Here is an 18,627-nt window from a genome sequence, read left to right as displayed (position 1 = left end):
GCGTGTCCAGCACGCAGTTTGTTAATGATGTAGCCGTGATAAAGAGGTCGTAATGCCAGGCAGCACCTTGTTTAAAGCGTTTGTTTTGTTTATTGCCCTTTGGGCGCCCGTCACTCACGCAGACTCCGGTTGGCAACCCGTTCAGGAAACTATCCGTAAGAGCGAAAAAGATACCCGTCAATATCAGGCTATTCGTCTTGATAACGGCATGACCGTGCTGCTGGTTTCCGACCCGCAGGCGGTGAAATCCCTGTCGGCATTAGTGGTGCCGGTTGGGTCGCTGGAAGATCCTGACGCTCATCCTGGACTTGCACACTATCTGGAACATATGACGCTGATGGGGTCAAAAAAATACCCACAGCCAGATAGCCTGTCCGAATTTCTCAAGATGCATGGCGGTAGCCACAATGCCAGTACGGCACCGTACCGCACTGCCTTTTATCTCGAAGTCGAAAATGATGCGCTGGAAGGGGCAGTCGACCGTCTGGCTGATTCCATCGCCGCGCCGTTGCTGGATAAAAAATACGCCGATCGTGAACGCAATGCGGTGAATGCCGAGCTGACCATGGCCCGCACGCGAGACGGTATGCGCATGGCGCAGGTCAGCGCCGAGACCATCAACCCGGCGCACCCGGGTTCGCGCTTCTCCGGCGGTAACCTCGAAACCTTGAGCGACAAACCGAATAGCCCGGTGCTGGATGCCCTGCACGCGTTTCGCGATAAATACTACTCCGCCAACCTGATGAAAGCGGTCATCTACAGCAATAAACCGTTGCCTGAGCTGGCAGACATGGCGGCCAAAACGTTTGGCCGGGTGCCGAATAAAAATATCGACCTGCCGCAAATAACCGTTCCGGTGGTCACGGACGCGCAAAAAGGTATTGTGATCCACTACGTTCCTGCCATGCCGCGCAAAGTGCTGCGCGTCGAATTCCGCATTGATAACAACACGGCGCAGTTTCGCAGTAAAACCGATGAGCTGGTGACCTACCTGATAGGTAACCGTAGCCCGGGTACGCTGTCTGACTGGCTGCAAAAGCAGGGGCTGGCGGAAGGTATTCGCGCCGATTCCGATCCGGTAGTGAACGGTAATAGCGGCGTACTGGCGATCTCCGCCACCCTGACCGACAAAGGGCTGGCCAACCGCGATGAAGTCGTGGCGGCTATCTTTAGCTACCTCGCTTTGCTGCGCGAGAGAGGCGTCGATAAGCGCTATTTTGATGAACTCGCGCACGTGCTGGATCTCGATTTCCGTTACCCATCCATAACCCGCGACATGGACTATGTGGAGTGGCTGGCGGATACCATGATCCGCGTGCCGGTGGAACATACCCTCGACGCGGTAAATATTGCCGACCAGTATGATGCCGGGGCGGTAAAAGCCCGCCTGGCGATGATGACGCCGGAGAATGCCCGCATCTGGTACATCAGCCCGAACGAACCGCATAACAAGACGGCGTACTTTGTCGATGCCCCTTATCAGGTGGATAAAATCAGCGCCCAGACCTTCGCCGACTGGCAGAAGAAGGCCGGGGAGATTGCGTTGAAGCTGCCGGAGCTGAACCCCTATATTCCGGATGATTTCTCGCTGATCAAAACGACTAAAGATTACCCGCATCCAGAACTCATCATTGATGAGCCAACGCTGCGCGTTGTGTATACCCCAAGCCGCTATTTTGCCAGTGAGCCAAAAGCCGATGTCAGCGTGGTGCTGCGTAACCCGAAAGCAATGAACAGCGCCAAAAATCAGGTGATGTTCGCACTCAATGACTATCTCGCCGGTATCGCTCTCGATCAGCTCAGCAACCAGGCCGCCGTGGGCGGGATCAGCTTCTCCACCAACGCCAATAACGGTTTGATGCTTAATGCAAACGGCTATACCCAGCGCTTGCCTCAGCTGTTCCAGGCCTTGCTGGAGGGATACTTCAGCTACACGCCGACGGAAGAGCAGCTTGAGCAGGCTAAATCCTGGTATGCTCAGATGATGGATTCTGCCGAGAAGGGCAAGGCCTACGATCTTGCGCTTATGCCTGCGCAAATGCTGTCGCAGGTTCCTTATTTCCAGCGAGAGGAGCGCCGCGCGCTGCTGCCTTCAATCTCCTTAAAAGACGTGCTGGCGTACCGCGACGCGCTGAAAACCAACACGCGTCCGGAGTTCCTGATTGTCGGCAACATGAGTGAGGAGCAGGCCAAAACTCTGGCGCAGAATGTTCGCACTCAGCTCGGCTCTAAAGGCGACGAGTGGTGCCGCAACCAGGACGTGCAGGTTGAGAAAAAGCAAAATGTGATTTTTGAAAAGGCGGGTAACAGCACGGACTCCGCGCTGGCCGCGGTATTTGTGCCAACGGGCTATGATGAATTCGCCAGCTCGGCGCAGAGTGCCGTGCTGGGACAGATTATTCAGCCGTGGTTCTATAACCAGTTACGCACCGAGGAGCAGCTTGGCTACGCGGTATTTGCCTTCTCCATGAACGTCGGTCGTCAGTGGGGGCTGGGTTTCCTGCTGCAAAGCAGCGATAAACAACCGGCGTATCTCTGGCAGCGTTACCAGGCCTTCTTCCCGCAGGTGGAAGCAAATCTGCGTGCCATGAAGCCGGAGGAATTTGCTCAGATCCAGCAGGCCGTCATCGCGCAGGTGATGCAGCCGCCGCAGACGCTGGGTGAAGAAGCCTCGCAGCTGAGCAAAGATTTCGATCGCGGTAATCTGAAATTTGATTCGCGTGATAAAGTAGTGGCTGAGATAAAACAGCTGACGCCGCAGAAGGTTGCCGACTTCTTCCATCAGGCGGTCATTAAGCCGCAGGGAATCACCATCCTGTCTCAGGTTTCCGGTAGCCAGAACGGGAAAACGGAGTACGTGAACCCTAAAGGCTGGAAAGTCTGGAAGAGCGTCAGCGCGCTGCAGCAATCTATGCCCTGGAGTAAGAAAGAATGACCGATACCGCTGAGTCCCTTGATCCCTTACGTTTACCTCTGCAGGGTGAACGATTGATTGAAGCCTCAGCGGGAACGGGAAAAACCTTCACCATTGCCGCCCTCTATCTGCGTCTGCTGCTGGGGCTTGGCGGCAACGCAGCTTTTCCACGCCCTTTGAGCGTGGAAGAGCTGCTGGTGGTCACCTTCACCGAGGCCGCTACCGCGGAGCTGCGGGGCCGTATTCGTACCAATATCCACGAGCTGCGCATCGCCTGTCTGCGTCAGAGCACGGATAACCCTCTCTACGCCAGCCTTCTGGAAGAGATTGCCGATAAGCAGCAGGCAGCCCAGTGGCTGCTGCTCGCTGAACGGCAGATGGACGAAGCGTCCGTCTTTACCATTCACGGTTTTTGCCAGCGTATGCTGAGCCTGAATGCGTTCGAGTCCGGAATGCTGTTCGAACAGCAGCTCATTGAAGATGAATCCGTGCTTCGCTATCAGGCCTGCGCGGATTTCTGGCGTCGCCACTGCTATCCCTTACAGCGTGATATTGCCGAAGCGGTACACGCGCTCTGGAAAGGCCCGGAAGCGCTGCTGCGCGCGATCGATCGTTATCTCCAGGGTGAAGCGCCGGTAATCAAATCCCCGCCGCCGGCAGATGAAACCCTGGCCTCGCGGCATGAAAAAATCATCGCGAAAATTGCGGACATCAAGCAAAAATGGATGGAGTCAGTCGGTGAGATTGCCGCCATCATCGAAAATTCCGGCATCGATCGTCGCAAGTTCAACCGCGGCAATCAGGGGAAATGGATCGACAAGATCAGCGCCTGGGCGCAGGAAGAGACGCGGGGCTATCAGCTCCCGGACGCGCTGGAGAAATTCTCCCAGCGTTTCCTGGCTGAGCGGACCAAAGCCGACGGCATTGTGCCTGAGCATACCCTGTTTGTGGCAATAGAAACCCTGCTGGCGGATAACCTTACGCTCAACGATCTGATGATCGCTCGCGCCATGACCGAAATTCGCGAAGCCGTGGCGCGCGAGAAACGCCGCCGGGGTGAACTGGGTTTCGACGATATGCTGAGCCGCCTTGATGCGGCGCTGTGCAGTGAAAACGGCGAAGCGCTTGCCGCCGCGATTCGCACCCGCTTCCCGGTTGCGATGATAGACGAATTTCAGGACACCGACCCTCAGCAGTACCGCATTTTCCGCCGTATCTGGCGCCAGCAGCCCGGTACCGCGCTGTTGTTAATCGGCGATCCGAAACAGGCCATCTACGCCTTCCGCGGGGCGGATATTTTCACCTATATGAAAGCCCGCAGCGAGGTTGACGCACACTACACGCTCGATACCAACTGGCGCTCCTCTCCCGGCATGGTGGAAAGCGTCAACGCGCTCTTTAGCCGCATGGATACGGCGTTTATGTTTCGGGAAATCCCGTTTCAGCCGGTAAAATTTGCCCCGAAAAATGCCTCGCTGCGCTTCGAGTTTAACGGCGTGACGCAGCCTGCCATGAACTTCTGGCTGCTGGATGGGGAAGGCTGCGGCGTTGCCGACTATCAAAATGCCATGGCCCAGCACTGTGCTGCGCAAATCCGTGACTGGCTCAGTGCCGGGGCGCGGGGCGAGGCGCTGCTGTGGAAGGGGGATAACCCCACCCCGGTAAAGGCATCGGATATTACGGTGCTGGTGCGCAGCCGTCAGGAGGCCGCATTAATCCGAGACGCCCTGACGTTACTGAATATTCCCTCCGTCTATCTATCGAACCGTGACAGCGTCTTTGAAACGCTTGAGGCGCAAGAGATGTTATGGCTGCTCCAGGCCGTGCTGGCCCCGGAGCGGGAAAGTACATTGCGTAGCGCATTAGCCAGCGCGATGCTCGGACTGAACGCGCGGGATATAGATGCGCTCAACAATGACGAAGCCGCGTGGGATGCTGTGGTAGAGGAGTTTGTGCGCTACCGCGAAAAATGGCAGAAGCGTGGAGTTATGGCGATGGTGCGCGAGCTCATGGCACAGCGCCACATTGCGGAGAATATGCTGGCTACCGCAGGCGGCGAGCGTCGTTTGACCGATATTTTGCACATCAGCGAACTCTTGCAGGAAGCCGGTACGCAGCTGGAGAGCGAGCACGCCCTGGTGCGATGGCTGGCGCAGCAGATTGCCGATCCGAACAGCAATTCATCCAGCCAGCAGATGCGCCTCGAGAGTGATAAACATCTGGTGCAGATCGTCACCATTCACAAGTCGAAAGGCCTGGAATATCCGCTGGTCTGGCTGCCGTTTATCGCCAATTACCGCGTGCAGGATCAGGCTTTTTACCACGATCGCGAATCTTTTGAGGCGGTGCTCGATCTCAGCAACGCGGAGTCCAGCGTTGAGCTGGCCGAAGCCGAGCGTCTGGCGGAAGACCTGCGCCTGCTTTACGTGGCGCTGACCCGTTCGGTATGGCACTGCAGCCTGGGCGTTGCGCCGCTGTTCCGTCGCCGTGGTGAAAAGACCGGGGAGAGCGATTTTCATCTGAGCGCGCTGGGGCGGCTTATTCAACAGGGTGAGCCCAAAGACGCGGCGGGCCTGCGCCAGTGCATCGAATCGCTTTGCACTGAGCATGTTGCCCTGCATATTCCATCGCTGCCCGATAACAGCCGCTGGCACATGCCGGATCCGCACGAGTCAGATCTCCATGCCCGTCAGGTGGTACGTACCATTGCCGACGACTGGCGCGTTACCAGCTACTCCGGCTTACAGCAGCACGGGCAGAGTATTGCGCAGGATCTGATGCCAAAACTGGACGTGGATGCCGCAGGCGCCGGTAGCGTGCCGGCTGAGCCTGTGCTGACGCCGCACCAGTTCCCTCGCGGCGCTTCTCCGGGCACGTTTTTGCACAGCCTGTTTGAAGAGCTAGATTTCACCCAGCCGGTTTCCGAAGAGTGGGTGCTGAAGATGTTACAGAGCGGTGGTTACGACGCACAGTGGCAGCCGGTTCTCACCGACTGGATCCGCGCGGTTCTGCACGCGCCGCTCACGACGCAGGGGATTTCGCTGAATCAGTTGACCGCCAAAGATAAGCAGGTGGAGATGGAGTTTTATCTCCCCATAGCCAGCCCGCTCAGGGCCGAGGCGCTTGATGCGCTGATCCGCGAGTACGATCCGCTATCTGCCGGATGCCCGCCGCTGAACTTCCGCCAGGTGCAGGGGATGCTCAAAGGCTTTATCGACCTGGTTTTTCGCCACGAAGGACGCTACTACCTGCTGGATTACAAATCGAACTGGCTCGGTGACAGCAGCGAAGCCTATACCCAACAGGCGATGGCGTCGGCAATGCAACTGCATCGCTACGATCTGCAGTACCAGCTTTACACCCTGGCGCTGCACCGTTATCTGCGCCATCGCATGGCCAATTACCGTTACGAAGCGCATTTTGGCGGCGTGATTTACCTGTTCCTGCGCGGCGTGGATGCTAACGACCCGCGTTCCGGCATCTTTAGTACGCGGCCGGCTGAGGAACTGATTGAAAAAATGGATAACCTGTTTGCTGCAGGCACGGAGGAGGTGGCATGACGATGCAGGCGCTACTGCTGGACGCAGTTGAACAACGATTACTGCGCCACCTGGACGTGCAGTTTGCCATGATGGTGGCAGGTGAGGAGCCTGCCGTCATGCTTGCCGCAGCCATTCTTAGCAAAGACGCGGGGGAAGGGCACGTGTGCCTGCCGCTGTCGCGTCTGGCGGTGGATGAGAAAATGCCGCCAGCTTTACAGGCGTGTTTCGCGCAGCTCGGTGACGCCGTGGACTGGCAGGTGATATTACTCGGCTCGCCTGCCGTAAGCGGAGCCGATATCGGGACGCCGATGATCCTTGTCGGCGAACGTTTGTATCTTAACCGGCTGTGGCGTAACGAACTGACGGTGGCGCGCTTCTTCAGCGAGAGCAACGCGCCGCTTCCCTGCGATGAAACGCAGCTCCGGCAAACGCTGGATGCGTTGTTTACCTCTGACGACGCGACAGACTGGCAGAAAGTGGCAGCTGCCGTGGCGTTAACGCGACGGATCTCGGTCATTTCTGGCGGTCCGGGCACCGGGAAAACGACCACCGTGGCAAAACTGCTCGCCGCGCTGATTCAGTTATCGGGGGAGCAAAAGTGCCGTATTCGCCTGGCGGCCCCCACCGGTAAAGCCGCTGCGCGTCTGACGGAGTCGTTAGGCGGCGCGCTGCAAAAGCTGCCGCTTACCGGGGAGCAGCTTGCGCTTTTTCCCAATGAAGCCAGCACGCTGCACCGTTTGCTTGGCGCACAGCCTGGCAGCCAGCGTCTGCGCTACCATGCCGGTAACCCGCTGCACCTGGATGTGCTGGTGGTGGATGAAGCCTCAATGATTGATCTGACGATGATGTCGCGTTTGATTGATGCGCTACCGCCGCACGCGCGCGTCATTTTCCTCGGCGATCGTGACCAGCTTGCCTCCGTAGAGGCGGGGGCCGTGCTGGGCGATATTTGCACCTATGCCAGTCTGGGATATACCGCTGAACGCGCTCAGGAGTTAGCGAGTCTCACCGGATGTACGCTCACCTCTGAAAGCCACTCGCTTGCAGGGGCGTTGCGCGACAGCCTGTGTCTGCTGCAGAAAAGCTACCGTTTCGGCAGCGATTCCGGCATCGGCCAGCTTGCGGCGGCCGTAAACCGGGGAGACAGACACGCCACCTCAGCGGTGTTTGCCGGAACCTTTACGGATATTGAGAAAAAATCGCTGCAAAACGGGGAAGAGTATCAGGCGATGCTGGACGACGCCCTGCAGGGGTATCAGCACTTTCTGACAAGCGTACAACAGCAAAGTGCGCCGGAGCAGGTCATTGCCGCGTTTGGCGAATACCAGCTGCTCTGTGCGCTGAGGGAAGGCCCCTTTGGCGTCCGGGGTCTCAACGACAGGCTGGAACAGCTGCTGGCGCAAAAACGCAAAATTAACCGTACCCCGCATTCGCGCTGGTATGAAGGGCGACCGGTGATGATCTCCCGTAACGACAGCGCGCTGGGGTTGTTTAACGGGGATATCGGGATTGCGCTCGACTGCGGTCAGGGACTACGCGTCTGGTTCCAGATGCCGGACGGGAGCGTGAAGTCCTTCCAGCCCAGCCGTTTACCCGAGCATGAAACCGCCTGGGCGATGACGGTGCATAAATCCCAGGGCTCCGAATTTAACCATGCGGCGCTGATCCTGCCTACTCAGCTTTCACCCGTTATTACCCGCGAGCTGATCTATACCGCCATTACGCGCGCGCGTCAGCGCCTGTCGCTTTATGCCGATGAACGGGTGCTGGTGCAGGCGATCGCCACCCGTACGGAACGCCGAAGCGGGCTGAGCGCGATATTTGAGTCCCTCTGAACGAAAGCCCTCGCCGGACGGTGAGGGCCTAGTATCATCCCAGGTCCGCCATCAGCACTTTTGAACGACGCTGATAGTTGTACATTTCTTTCTTTGTTTCCGGTAGAGAATCGATATCCACCGGCGTGAACCCGCGCTCCTGGAACCAGTGAATGCTGCGCGTCGTCAGGACGAACAGCTTGCTCAGCCCCATCTGGCGCGCCTGTGCCGCCACGCGCTCAAGCAGCATTTCACCGCGTGAAGAGCTACGGTAATCAGGATGCACCGCCACGCAGGCCATTTCACCGATCTTCTCTTCCGGGAACGGATAGAGCGCGGCGCAGGCGATGGTCAGGTTATCGCGCTGAATAATGGTGAATTTGTCGATCTCCATCTCCAGCTGCTCGCGTGAACGACGCACCAGGATACCCTGCTGTTCCAGCGGGCGAATCAGCTCCAGAATACCGCCGATGTCGTTGATGGTGGCGCGGCGGATCTGCTCCGCGCTTTCCATGACAATCTGCGTACCAATACCGTCGCGGGAGAACAGCTCCTGCAGCAGGGCGCCGTCTTCCTGATAGCTGATAAGGTGGCTGCGGCGCACGCCGCTGCGGCAGGCCTTCACGGCACCACGCAGGAAGCGGACGGTGCCGGAGTAGTAATCGCCTTCGGCTTCCAGCGCCTCCACGCGGGCCTGGGCTTCATTCGGGAAGAGTTCCGGTATGATCGTTCCCTCATCGTTCACGACGCCCTGGGAGGAGCAGAACCCAATCATTTTTTCCGCCTTCAGCTTGATTGCCAGCTGCGTGGCAATCTCTTCGGACGTCAGGTTAAAGCTTTCGCCAGTCACGGAAACGGCGACCGGGCCCATCAGGACGATGGCTCCGCTGTCCAGCTGGCGGTGAATAGCTTCTTCATCAATACGACGAATGCGACCGCTGTGGCAGTAATCCACGCCATCGTCCACGCCGAGCGGCTGGGCAATGATAAAGTTGCCGCTCACGACGTTGATATGCGCGCCCTGCAGCGGCGTGTTGTTCAGGCTCATGGACAGGCGAGCGGTAATATCCAGCTGCAGCAGACCTGCCGCCTGTTTCACCAGTTCAAGGGTTTTAGCATCCGTGACGCGGGTATGTTTGTGGTAAATCGGCTCGTGGTGATGAGCGGCCAGGTTGGCGTCGATCTGCGGACGGGCGCCATAAACCACCACCAGGCGGATCCCGAGGCTGTGCAGCAGGCCAATGTCATTGACGATGCTGGAAAAATTTTCATGCTCAATGGCTTCGCCGCCAAGCATGATGACAAACGTTTTTCCCCGATGGGCGTTGATATAGGGAACAGAATGGCGGAATCCCTGGACCAGTTCGGTTCTACGTTCCTTCACCATGGCACAACCCTTAATGAATGTTTATTCGTAATTTATGTATTTTTATTCGATTGTGGCCGCGTGTGCAAGCGCAAATTTTCCGCGACCCACAGAAAATGATAAGTAATCCGTGCGTTAGCGTATGATTGTTTACCCTTTTATAGATGACAGTTTATGCGTCATTCGTTAAAGTTTTCGGTCAATCTGGACATTTTGTATATCAGTCAGTGTTCTTGCTCGGGAGAAGCATGTCGGGATCCAATTCAGCAATAAGCCGCCGCCGTTTGTTAAAAGGGGCCGGGGCAATGTGGTTGCTTAGCGTCAGTCAGGTCGGTCTTGCCGCAACCAGTCAGGTGGTAGCGGTGCGCGTCTGGCCATCGTCGACCTATACGCGCGTGACGGTCGAATCCAATCGCGTGCTGAAATATAAGCAATTTGCCCTCAGCAACCCGGAACGCGTGGTGGTGGATCTCGAAGGCGTTAACCTCAACTCCGTGCTAAAAGGGATGGCGGCGCAGATCCGCGGCGACGATCCGTTTATTAAATCGGCGCGCGTCGGGCAGTTCGATCCGCAAACCGTGCGCATGGTGTTTGAGCTTAAGCAGAACGTGAAGCCGCAGCTGTTCGCCCTGGCACCCGTCGCGACGTTTAAAGAGCGTCTGGTGATGGATCTTTACCCGGCGAGTGCGACGGATATTCAGGATCCGCTTCTCGCCCTGCTGGAGGATTACAACAAAGGCGATCTTCAGCGTCAGGTGCCGCCCGCGCAAAGTGGTCCGCAGCCGGGGAAAGCAGGGCGCGATCGTCCGATTGTGATCATGCTCGATCCTGGCCACGGCGGCGAAGACTCCGGTGCGGTGGGAAAATACCGTACGCGTGAAAAAGACGTGGTGCTGCAAATTGCCCGTCGCCTGAAGGCGTTGATTGATAAAGAAGGCAATATGCGCGCCTATATGACGCGCAATGAAGATATCTTTATTCCGCTGAAGGTCCGGGTGGCGAAAGCACAGAAGCAGCGCGCAGATTTGTTCGTGTCGATCCATGCGGATGCGTTTACCAGCCGCCAGCCAAGCGGTTCGTCCGTGTTCGCGCTCTCAACCAAAGGCGCGACCAGTACCGCCGCGAGATACCTTGCGGACACCCAGAACGCCTCGGACCTGATTGGTGGCGTAAGCAAAAGCGGCGATCGCTACGTCGACCACACCATGTTCGATATGGTGCAGTCGCTGACCATTAACGACAGCCTGAAGTTTGGTAAAGCGGTGCTGGGCAAGCTGGGGAACATCAATAAGCTGCATAAGAACAGCGTTGAACAGGCCGGATTTGCGGTACTCAAGGCGCCGGATATTCCGTCCATCCTGGTTGAAACCGCGTTTATCAGTAACGTGGAAGAGGAGCGTAAGCTCAAGACGGCAAAATTCCAGCAGGAGGTTGCGGAGTCGATTCTGGCAGGGATTCGTGCGTATTTCTCTGACGGGGCGACGCTGGCGCGGCGCGGATAACGCTTTCAGCCGGGTACACGCCCGGCAAATTCACAAACGACAGATACAAAAAAACACCCTTCAGGGTGTTTGTTGTTTTAGAAGTGTTGGTTGCGGGGGCCGGATTTGAACCGACGACCTTCGGGTTATGAGCCCGACGAGCTACCAGGCTGCTCCACCCCGCGTCCGTCTTTCTACTCTTGTAGAAACTTACTTCTTCAAATTTGATTGGTTGCGGGGGCCGGATTTGAACCGACGACCTTCGGGTTATGAGCCCGACGAGCTACCAGGCTGCTCCACCCCGCGTCCGTCTTTCTACTGGTCGTAGAAGATACTTCATCAAATTTTAATTGGTTGCGGGGGCCGGATTTGAACCGACGACCTTCGGGTTATGAGCCCGACGAGCTACCAGGCTGCTCCACCCCGCGTCCGTGGATGCGCACTATACTCGGATAGACTTGTGATGCAACCCCTTTTTCACATTTATCATGATTTTGTATGCAAATTGAACGACATGGCGTTGTTTGGACTATTTTTTGCGCAAAATTTGCCAGAGGGCATGCGATCGCATTTCATTAGCCCTGGCGGTTTGTTATCTTCATCACGCGGAAATGGGCAACTTAAAGACGAGATATAATGAAAGGACGTTGGGCGAAGTATCTGATGACGGGCGCAATGGTAGCGATTCTTGCGGCCTGTTCTTCCAAACCGACCGATCGCGGTCAACAGTATAAAGACGGGAAGTTATCCCAGCCTTTCTCTTTAGTTAATCAGCCTGATGCTGTCGGCGCACCGATTAATGCCGGTGATTTCTCCGAGCAGGTCTACCAGATCCGCAACGCGTCGCCGCGTCTGTATGGCGCCCAGAGTAGCGTGTATAACGCGGTCCAGGACTGGCTTAAAGCAGGCGGCGATACGCGCAATATGCGCCAGTTTGGTATCGACGCCTGGCAGATGGAAGGGGCCGATAACTACGGCAACGTCCAGTTTACCGGCTATTACACCCCAGTTATCCAGGCACGACACTCGCGTCAGGGCGAGTTCCAGTATCCTATCTACCGTATGCCGCCAAAACGCGGTCGCCTCCCGTCGCGCGCCGAGATCTACGCCGGTGCGCTGAGCGAAAACTACGTTCTGGCCTACAGCAACTCCCTGATGGATAACTTCATCATGGACGTTCAGGGCAGCGGCTACATTGATTTTGGCGACGGTTCGCCACTTAACTTCTTCAGCTATTCCGGTAAAAACGGCCACGCCTATCGCAGTATCGGCAAGGTGCTGATCGACCGCGGCGAAGTGAAGAAAGAAGATATGTCGATGCAGGCGATCCGCGAGTGGGGCGAGAAACACAGCGAAGCCGAGGTGCGCGAGCTGCTTGAGCAGAACCCGTCGTTCGTCTTCTTCAAACCGCAAAACTTCGCGCCGGTGAAAGGGGCGAGCGCAGTTCCGCTGATTGGCCGCGCGTCGGTAGCATCCGATCGTTCGATTATTCCTGCAGGCACCACGCTGCTTGCTGAGGTCCCGCTGCTGGACAACAACGGCAAGTTCAACGGCCAGTATGAGCTGCGTCTGATGGTGGCGCTGGACGTCGGCGGGGCGATTAAAGGCCAGCACTTCGACATCTATCAGGGTATTGGCCCTGACGCAGGCCATCGCGCGGGCTGGTATAATCACTACGGACGCGTGTGGGTACTGAAGGCGGCACCAGGTGCCGGAAACGTATTCAGCGGCTGATTGTGGTATTCTGAGCGCAATACGGATTACTGTTCAGGGTGAGGATAACCTCACCCTTTTTACATCTGAGGTTTTATGTCTGTGGTAATCAGCGATGCCTGGCGCCAGCGTTTTGGCGGGACGGCACGTTTATATGGTGAAAAAGCCCTGCAGCTGTTTGCGGATGCGCATGTCTGCGTCGTGGGCATTGGTGGTGTGGGGTCGTGGGCGGCAGAAGCACTGGCGAGAACCGGTATTGGCGCAATCACGCTGATAGACATGGATGACGTTTGCGTCACCAACACCAACCGTCAAATCCACGCCCTGCGCGATAACGTTGGTCTGGCGAAGTCTGAGGTCATGGCGGAGCGTATCCGCCTGATCAACCCGGAATGTCAGGTCACGGTGATCGACGACTTTGTGACGGCAGATAACGTCGCGGAGTATATGAGCAAAGGCTACAGCTATGTGATTGACGCCATCGACAGCGTGCGGCCAAAAGCGGCGCTGATCGCCTACTGTCGTCGTTACAAGGTTCCCCTGGTGACGACGGGCGGCGCGGGCGGGCAAATCGACCCTACGCAGATCCAGGTAGCCGATCTGGCGAAAACCATTCAGGATCCGCTGGCGGCTAAGCTGCGTGAGCGCCTGAAGAGCGACTTTAACGTGGTGAAGAACAGCAAAGGCAAGCTGGGCGTTGACTGCGTGTTCTCGACCGAAGCGCTGGTTTACCCGCAGGCGGACGGCTCCGTGTGCGCGATGAAAAGCACGGCGGAAGGACCAAAGAGAATGGATTGCGCCTCAGGCTTTGGCGCGGCCACGATGGTGACCGCTTCCTTTGGCTTTGTGGCGGTGTCACACGCCCTGAAGAAGATGATGGCGAAAGCGGAGCGTCAGGCCTGAGCCTGGCGTGCGGCGTCCTGCACGGCTTCGCTTAGCGCGATCAGCCCCTGACCGCGCGAGGCGCTGAGCTGCGCGCGCAGCCCAAGCTCATCAAATAACGCCAGCGGCGAATGGGCCAGCAGTTCCGCCGCGCTTTTTCCTTCAACAGCGGTCAACAATACTGCCAGCAGGCCCCGGACAATCCGGCCTTCGCTGTCGCCGAAGAAGTGCAGCTTTTCGCCGGAGACGCTCACGCCAAGCCAGACGCGGTTTTCACAGCCTGCGATCTCTTTCGCCTGCGCTTTGAGATCGTCTGAAAGGGCAGGGAGCTGTTTACCCAGCAGGATCAGCTGTCGATATTTATCTTCCCACTGCTGGAGCGGGGCGAAGGTCTGTTTCAAGGTCTCTTCTGTGATGACGGTGCCAAACGGATGTCCGGCTAAAGCAGCGCTAGTCATTAATCCACCAGTATTTCAAGGGCACGGTCAACGGCGGCAACCAGCGCGTCGACATCGCTTTGGGTATTATACGGCGCAAACGAGGCGCGCAGCGTACCGTTAACGCCAAGCGCCGCCAGCAGCGGCTGGGCGCAGTGCTGTCCGGCACGCAGGGCAATGCCATACCCGGCCAGCAGCGTCACCATGTCGCTGTGATGTACGCCCGCAAAATCAAAGGCGAGCAGGCTTGAGTCCTGAACGCGGAACGAGCGGAAGCCCGGGCGCTTTTTGAGTTCTTCCTCTGCCAGCGTCGCCAGCCCCCGGCTCCAGCTTTCAGCCTGAACAATGTCGATTTCAGCCAGCCACTCCAGCGCCGCGCTTAAGCCAATCACCCCCGCCACGTTCGGCGTACCGGCTTCCAGACGATAGGGGATGTCATGCGTTTTGAAGCCCTCGAACGACACTTCGGTAATCATTTTGCCGCCACCAAGCCACGGCGTCATTTTTGCCAGCAGTTCTGGCTTGCCGTACAACGCCCCAATACCGGTTGGCCCATAAAGTTTATGTCCTGAGAAGGCATAGAAATCGATATCCAGCGCCTGCACGTCGGCGGGGAAGTGCACCACGCCCTGAGCGCCGTCAACCATCACCACCATCCCGCAGGCATGGGCTATGCGAATGGCCTGAGCCAGATCCGGGCAACCTCCCGTGACGTTCGACATCTGTCCGAGCGCCAGAATGCGACTGCGGGAGGTAATCAGCTCGGGGAGGCGGGCCACGTTGGGCAGAAGGTCTGCACCCAGCGGAAGCTTCACCACGCGTGCGCCCGTCTGCTCGGCCACCATCAGCCACGGCACCAGGTTGGCGTGATGTTCCGCCTCGCTGACGACGATCTCATCGCCCGGCTGAAGCAGCGGGCGCGCGTAGCACTGGGCCACCATGTTGATGGCCTCGGTCGTGCCGCGCGTCCAGACGATGTTTTTCCCGCTTTCGGCATTGATCAGGCGAGCGACCTGATCGCGTGCCGCTTCATAGCGCGCGGTTAACCGCTGCGCTTCGGCAAACTGGCTGCGATGTACGTTCCCGGCGCTCAGGCTGTAGAACTGCTGAGTGGCCTCAATCACCGCCTGGGGCTTAAGGGCGGTGGCGGCGCTATCCAGATAAATACCGGCATCGGCCAGGGCCGGAAACTGTGCGCGGAACTGCGCAGGGCTGAAAGCGTTCATGGGATTCCTCATTTCAATATAGCGATCGTCGCGCAATTTCAGCTGCAGGGCAAGGAGGTTGATATCTATCAGAATTGTCTGCTTATCCTGATGACCCTAAAAAAGCAGGTTATGCTAAATAGTGTTAGGCGGATGTTTTAGCCTGTTATAAATCGAGGTTTGAATAGCATTAATTGCTAAAGGAGAATAATCATGAATAAGACAGCTGCAATCATTTCTGCCTGTGCGTTTACTTTTGCCCTGAGCGCCTGTTCTGGTAATAACTACGTGATGCACACCAACGATGGTCGTTCTATCGTTTCGGAAGGGAAACCGACTACCGATAATGATACCGGGATGATTTCGTACAAAGATGCTAACGGGAACAAGCAGCAGATCAACCGCACGGACGTGAAAGAGATGAAAGAGATCGAGCATTAACAGATCGCAAGCGAAAAAAAAGCACCGCAAATTGGCGGTGCTACATTAATCACTATGGACAGACAGGGTAAATGTACAGGAAGTGAAAAATTGGTAGCGTTGCTACCGTGGTCTGAATCGCAGACCAATTGCAAACACAACAACACAACATCACAACCGTAAGCCAAAAGCCCTTCAGAACACGCATTCCGAAAAAAGCTCTTCGTTCCGGCTCAGGAAGTGCCGCCACTATAGGTATTTGCTGGTAGTTCCTCAACGGACAAATTATAATGGCTCAGATAAAAAAAACTAATAGGTTAAACGTTGTTTCCTGTTTGTTAAAATCCGTTAACATCTAAGCCAGATAACCATGTCAAAGCGATTGCCACCTCTTAATGCATTACGTGTTTTTGATGCAGCAGCACGTCACCTGAGCTTTACCCGCGCAGCAGATGAGCTTTTTGTGACACAGGCCGCAGTAAGTCACCAAATCAAGTCTCTGGAGGATTTTCTGGGCCTTAAGCTGTTTCGTCGACGCAACCGTTCGTTGCTGTTGACCGAAGAGGGGCAGAGTTATTTTCAGGATATTAAAGAGATTTTTTCCCAGCTTACGGAAGCCACGCGTAAGCTGCAGGCTCGCAGTGCAAAAGGTGCCCTGACTGTCAGTTTATTGCCCAGTTTTGCGATTCAATGGCTGGTGCCCAGACTCTCAAGCTTTAACTCAGCTTATCCGGGGATCGACGTTCGAATCCAGGCGGTAGATCGTCAGGAGGACAAGCTGGCCGATGACGTGGATGTCGCCATTTTTTATGGTCGCGGTAACTGGCCGGGCTTGCGTGTTGAGAAATTATACGCAGAATATCTCCTGCCGGTCTGTTCTCCCCTGCTGTTAACGGGCGACAAGGCGCTGAAGTCTCCCGCTGATCTGGCGCAGCATACGCTTTTGCATGATGCCTCTCGCCGCGACTGGCAAACTTATACCCGTCAATTAGGTCTTACTCATATAAACGTGCAGCAGGGACCCATCTTTAGCCACAGTGCGATGGTGTTACAGGCTGCCATTCACGGACAAGGCGTGGCGTTGGCGAACAACGTCATGGCGCAGTCTGAAATTGAGGCAGGCCGCCTGGTCTGCCCTTTTAATGATGTACTGGTCAGCAAGAATGCGTTTTATCTGGTTTGTCATGACAGTCAGGCAGAACTGGGTAAAATAGCCGCCTTCCGGCAGTGGATACTGGCGAAAGCGGCAACCGAGCAAGAAAAATTCCGCTTCAGGTATGAACAATAACGTTTGTGTGCCGGGCACGCATCAACTCAGGACTTAAACATGACCAGCCGATTCATGCTGATTTTTGCCGCGGTGAGTGGCTTTATTTTTGTTGCACTGGGCGCCTTTGGCGCACATGTATTAAGCAAGTCTTTGGGCGCTGTAGAGATGGGCTGGATCCAGACCGGCCTTGAATATCAGGCATTCCACACGCTGGCTATTTTTGGGCTGGCGGTGGCGATGCAGCGTCGTATCAGTATCTGGTTTTACTGGAGCAGCGTGTTTATGGCGCTGGGTACCGTGTTATTCAGCGGTAGCCTGTACTGCCTTGCACTCTCACATCTACGCCTGTGGGCGTTCGTTACACCCGTCGGTGGCTTCAGCTTCCTGGCGGGTTGGGTATTAATGTTTATCGGAGCTATCCGTCTGAAACGCAAGGGCGTTGTTCATGAATAAGGTTGTTTTATATTGTCGCCCGGGGTTTGAGAAAGAGTGCGCCGCGGAAATTACCGATAAAGCGGCGAAGCGCGAAGTCTTCGGCTTTGCCCGCGTAAAAGAGAACGCGGGCTATGTGGTATTCGAGTGCTACCAGCCCGAAGACGCAGACAAGCTGGCACGCGAGCTGCCGTTCAGCTCGCTGATCTTTGCTCGCCAGATGTTTGTTGCGGGTGAGCTGCTGAAGGATCTTCCGCCGGAGGACCGCATTACGCCAATTGTCGGCATGCTGCAGGGCGTGGTTGAAAAGGGCGGCGATCTGCGCGTTGAAGTGGCGGATACCAACGAAAGTAAAGAGCTGATGAAGTTCTGCCGTAAGTTCACCGTGCCGCTGCGTGCGGCACTGCGTGATGCGGGCGTGCTGACGAACTACGAAACGCCGAAGCGTCCGGTGGTGCATATCTTCTTTATCGCACCGGGCTGCTGCTATGCAGGCTATTCGTACACCACCAACAACTCTCCCTTCTTTATGGGCATCCCGCGTTTGCGCTTCCCGGCCGATGCGCCAAGCCGTTCCACGCTCAAGCTGGAAGAGGCGTTCCACGTCTTTATCCCGGCGGATGAGTGGGATGAGCGTCTGGCAAACGGCATGTACGCCGTCGACCTTGGCGCGTGCCCGGGCGGCTGGACCTATCAGCTGGTGAAACGCAACATGTGGGTATCGTCCGTTGATAACGGCCCAATGGCGCAAAGCCTGATGGACACCGGGCAGGTCACCTGGCTGCGTGAAGACGGTTTCCGCTATCGCCCGAACCGTAACAACATCTCGTGGATGGTGTGCGATATGGTTGAGAAGCCGGCAAAAGTCGCCGCGCTGATGGCCTCCTGGCTTGTCAACGGCTGGTGTCGTGAGACCATTTTCAACCTCAAGCTGCCGATGAAAAAGCGCTATGAGGAAGTGTCGCAGAACCTGGCCTACATTCAGGAGCAGATGGATGAACACGGTATTAACGTGGAGATCCAGGCGCGTCAGCTGTATCACGACCGCGAAGAGGTGACGGTGCACATTCGTCGCTGGTGGGCTGCGGTCGGCGGACGTCGCGACGAGCGATAGTACGTGCTTTGTTTTGCCCGGTGGCGCTGCGCTTACC

The 18,627-nt window shown here is 56.6% G+C and carries 13 protein-coding genes and 3 tRNA genes; 10 read left to right on the top strand and 6 right to left on the bottom strand.

Annotated features, from left to right (window positions below):
- The first annotated feature begins 52 nt into the window (after nt 1-52).
- From ptrA to recD, 3 genes are read left to right on the top strand one after another with little or no spacing between them, the layout of a single operon-like run.
- A complete protein-coding gene (ptrA, locus tag ELK40_RS18540; RefSeq protein ID WP_127732200.1) occupies nt 53-2,935 on the top strand; it encodes a pitrilysin in 2,883 nt (960 codons plus the stop codon).
- The gene (recB, locus tag ELK40_RS18535) at nt 2,932-6,474 is read left to right on the top strand and encodes an exodeoxyribonuclease V subunit beta (protein ID WP_127732198.1); all 3,543 of its coding nucleotides are present in this window, start codon (nt 2,932-2,934) and stop codon (nt 6,472-6,474) included. Before ptrA ends, recB begins: the two co-directional genes overlap by 4 nt.
- A complete protein-coding gene (gene recD / locus ELK40_RS18530) occupies nt 6,471-8,291 on the top strand; it encodes an exodeoxyribonuclease V subunit alpha (protein WP_127732196.1) in 1,821 nt (606 codons plus the stop codon). Before recB ends, recD begins: the two co-directional genes overlap by 4 nt.
- Before the next feature lie 34 nt (nt 8,292-8,325).
- Here the strand turns inward: recD and argA are convergent, their stop codons facing one another.
- Entirely contained in the window at nt 8,326-9,657 is a 1,332-nt protein-coding gene (gene argA / locus ELK40_RS18525; RefSeq protein WP_127732194.1) for an amino-acid N-acetyltransferase, read from the bottom strand.
- A gap of 227 nt (nt 9,658-9,884) precedes the next feature.
- On the opposite strand from argA, the gene amiC reads away from it, so the two are divergent.
- The gene (amiC, locus tag ELK40_RS18520; RefSeq protein WP_111966073.1) at nt 9,885-11,138 is read left to right on the top strand and encodes an N-acetylmuramoyl-L-alanine amidase AmiC; all 1,254 of its coding nucleotides are present in this window, start codon (nt 9,885-9,887) and stop codon (nt 11,136-11,138) included.
- Nucleotides 11,139-11,225: 87 nt separating this feature from the next.
- Here amiC and ELK40_RS18515 read toward each other — a convergent pair.
- From ELK40_RS18515 to ELK40_RS18505, 3 genes are all read right to left on the bottom strand, one after another.
- Nucleotides 11,226-11,302, bottom strand: a tRNA-Met gene (locus tag ELK40_RS18515).
- A 44-nt stretch (nt 11,303-11,346) separates the two neighbouring features.
- Nucleotides 11,347-11,423: transfer RNA gene (locus ELK40_RS18510), tRNA-Met, on the bottom strand.
- Nucleotides 11,424-11,468: 45 nt separating this feature from the next.
- Nucleotides 11,469-11,545: transfer RNA gene (locus tag ELK40_RS18505), tRNA-Met, on the bottom strand.
- 208 nt (nt 11,546-11,753) lie between these two features.
- Between ELK40_RS18505 and mltA the strand changes: the two genes are divergently transcribed.
- Together mltA and tcdA are read left to right on the top strand one after the other, a co-directional pair.
- Nucleotides 11,754-12,851 carry a murein transglycosylase A gene (gene mltA / locus ELK40_RS18500; RefSeq protein WP_111965423.1) on the top strand — a complete coding sequence of 366 codons (1,098 nt, stop codon included), beginning with the start codon at nt 11,754-11,756 and terminating at the stop codon, nt 12,849-12,851.
- A 75-nt stretch (nt 12,852-12,926) separates the two neighbouring features.
- Nucleotides 12,927-13,733 carry a tRNA cyclic N6-threonylcarbamoyladenosine(37) synthase TcdA gene (gene tcdA, locus ELK40_RS18495; RefSeq protein WP_003862764.1) on the top strand — a complete coding sequence of 269 codons (807 nt, stop codon included), beginning with the start codon at nt 12,927-12,929 and terminating at the stop codon, nt 13,731-13,733.
- Here tcdA and csdE read toward each other — a convergent pair.
- Both csdE and csdA read right to left on the bottom strand, forming a co-directional pair.
- Nucleotides 13,724-14,170, bottom strand: a complete 447-nt coding sequence (gene csdE / locus ELK40_RS18490) for a cysteine desulfurase sulfur acceptor subunit CsdE (protein WP_115876194.1) — start codon at nt 14,168-14,170, stop codon at nt 13,724-13,726. The two genes, tcdA and csdE, sit on opposite strands and share 10 nt — an antisense overlap.
- Nucleotides 14,170-15,375 carry a cysteine desulfurase CsdA gene (gene csdA / locus ELK40_RS18485; protein ID WP_127732192.1) on the bottom strand — a complete coding sequence of 402 codons (1,206 nt, stop codon included), beginning with the start codon at nt 15,373-15,375 and terminating at the stop codon, nt 14,170-14,172. Before csdA ends, csdE begins: the two co-directional genes overlap by 1 nt.
- A 192-nt stretch (nt 15,376-15,567) precedes the next feature.
- Between csdA and ELK40_RS18480 the strand changes: the two genes are divergently transcribed.
- From ELK40_RS18480 to rlmM, 4 genes are all read left to right on the top strand, one after another.
- The gene (locus tag ELK40_RS18480; protein ID WP_008499648.1) at nt 15,568-15,795 is read left to right on the top strand and encodes a YgdI/YgdR family lipoprotein; all 228 of its coding nucleotides are present in this window, start codon (nt 15,568-15,570) and stop codon (nt 15,793-15,795) included.
- Between the two features lie 349 nt (nt 15,796-16,144).
- Nucleotides 16,145-17,062, top strand: coding sequence for a glycine cleavage system transcriptional regulator GcvA (gcvA, locus tag ELK40_RS18475; protein ID WP_032643156.1), 918 nt, complete (start codon nt 16,145-16,147; stop codon nt 17,060-17,062).
- A gap of 39 nt (nt 17,063-17,101) precedes the next feature.
- Nucleotides 17,102-17,497, top strand: coding sequence for a DUF423 domain-containing protein (locus ELK40_RS18470; RefSeq protein ID WP_023309031.1), 396 nt, complete (start codon nt 17,102-17,104; stop codon nt 17,495-17,497).
- Nucleotides 17,490-18,590 (top strand): 23S rRNA (cytidine(2498)-2'-O)-methyltransferase RlmM, encoded by a 1,101-nt coding sequence (gene rlmM, locus ELK40_RS18465; protein ID WP_111965427.1) that lies wholly within the window; start codon nt 17,490-17,492, stop codon nt 18,588-18,590. Before ELK40_RS18470 ends, rlmM begins: the two co-directional genes overlap by 8 nt.
- The last annotated feature ends 37 nt before the right edge of the window (nt 18,591-18,627 follow it).

It is taken from the genome of Enterobacter sp. N18-03635 (genome assembly GCF_004006055.1).
In the GTDB taxonomy this organism is placed as follows: domain Bacteria; phylum Pseudomonadota; class Gammaproteobacteria; order Enterobacterales; family Enterobacteriaceae; genus Enterobacter; species Enterobacter vonholyi.
The sequence above is the reverse complement of the archived record's forward strand: the minus strand, read 5'-3'. Positions and strand labels throughout refer to the sequence as shown.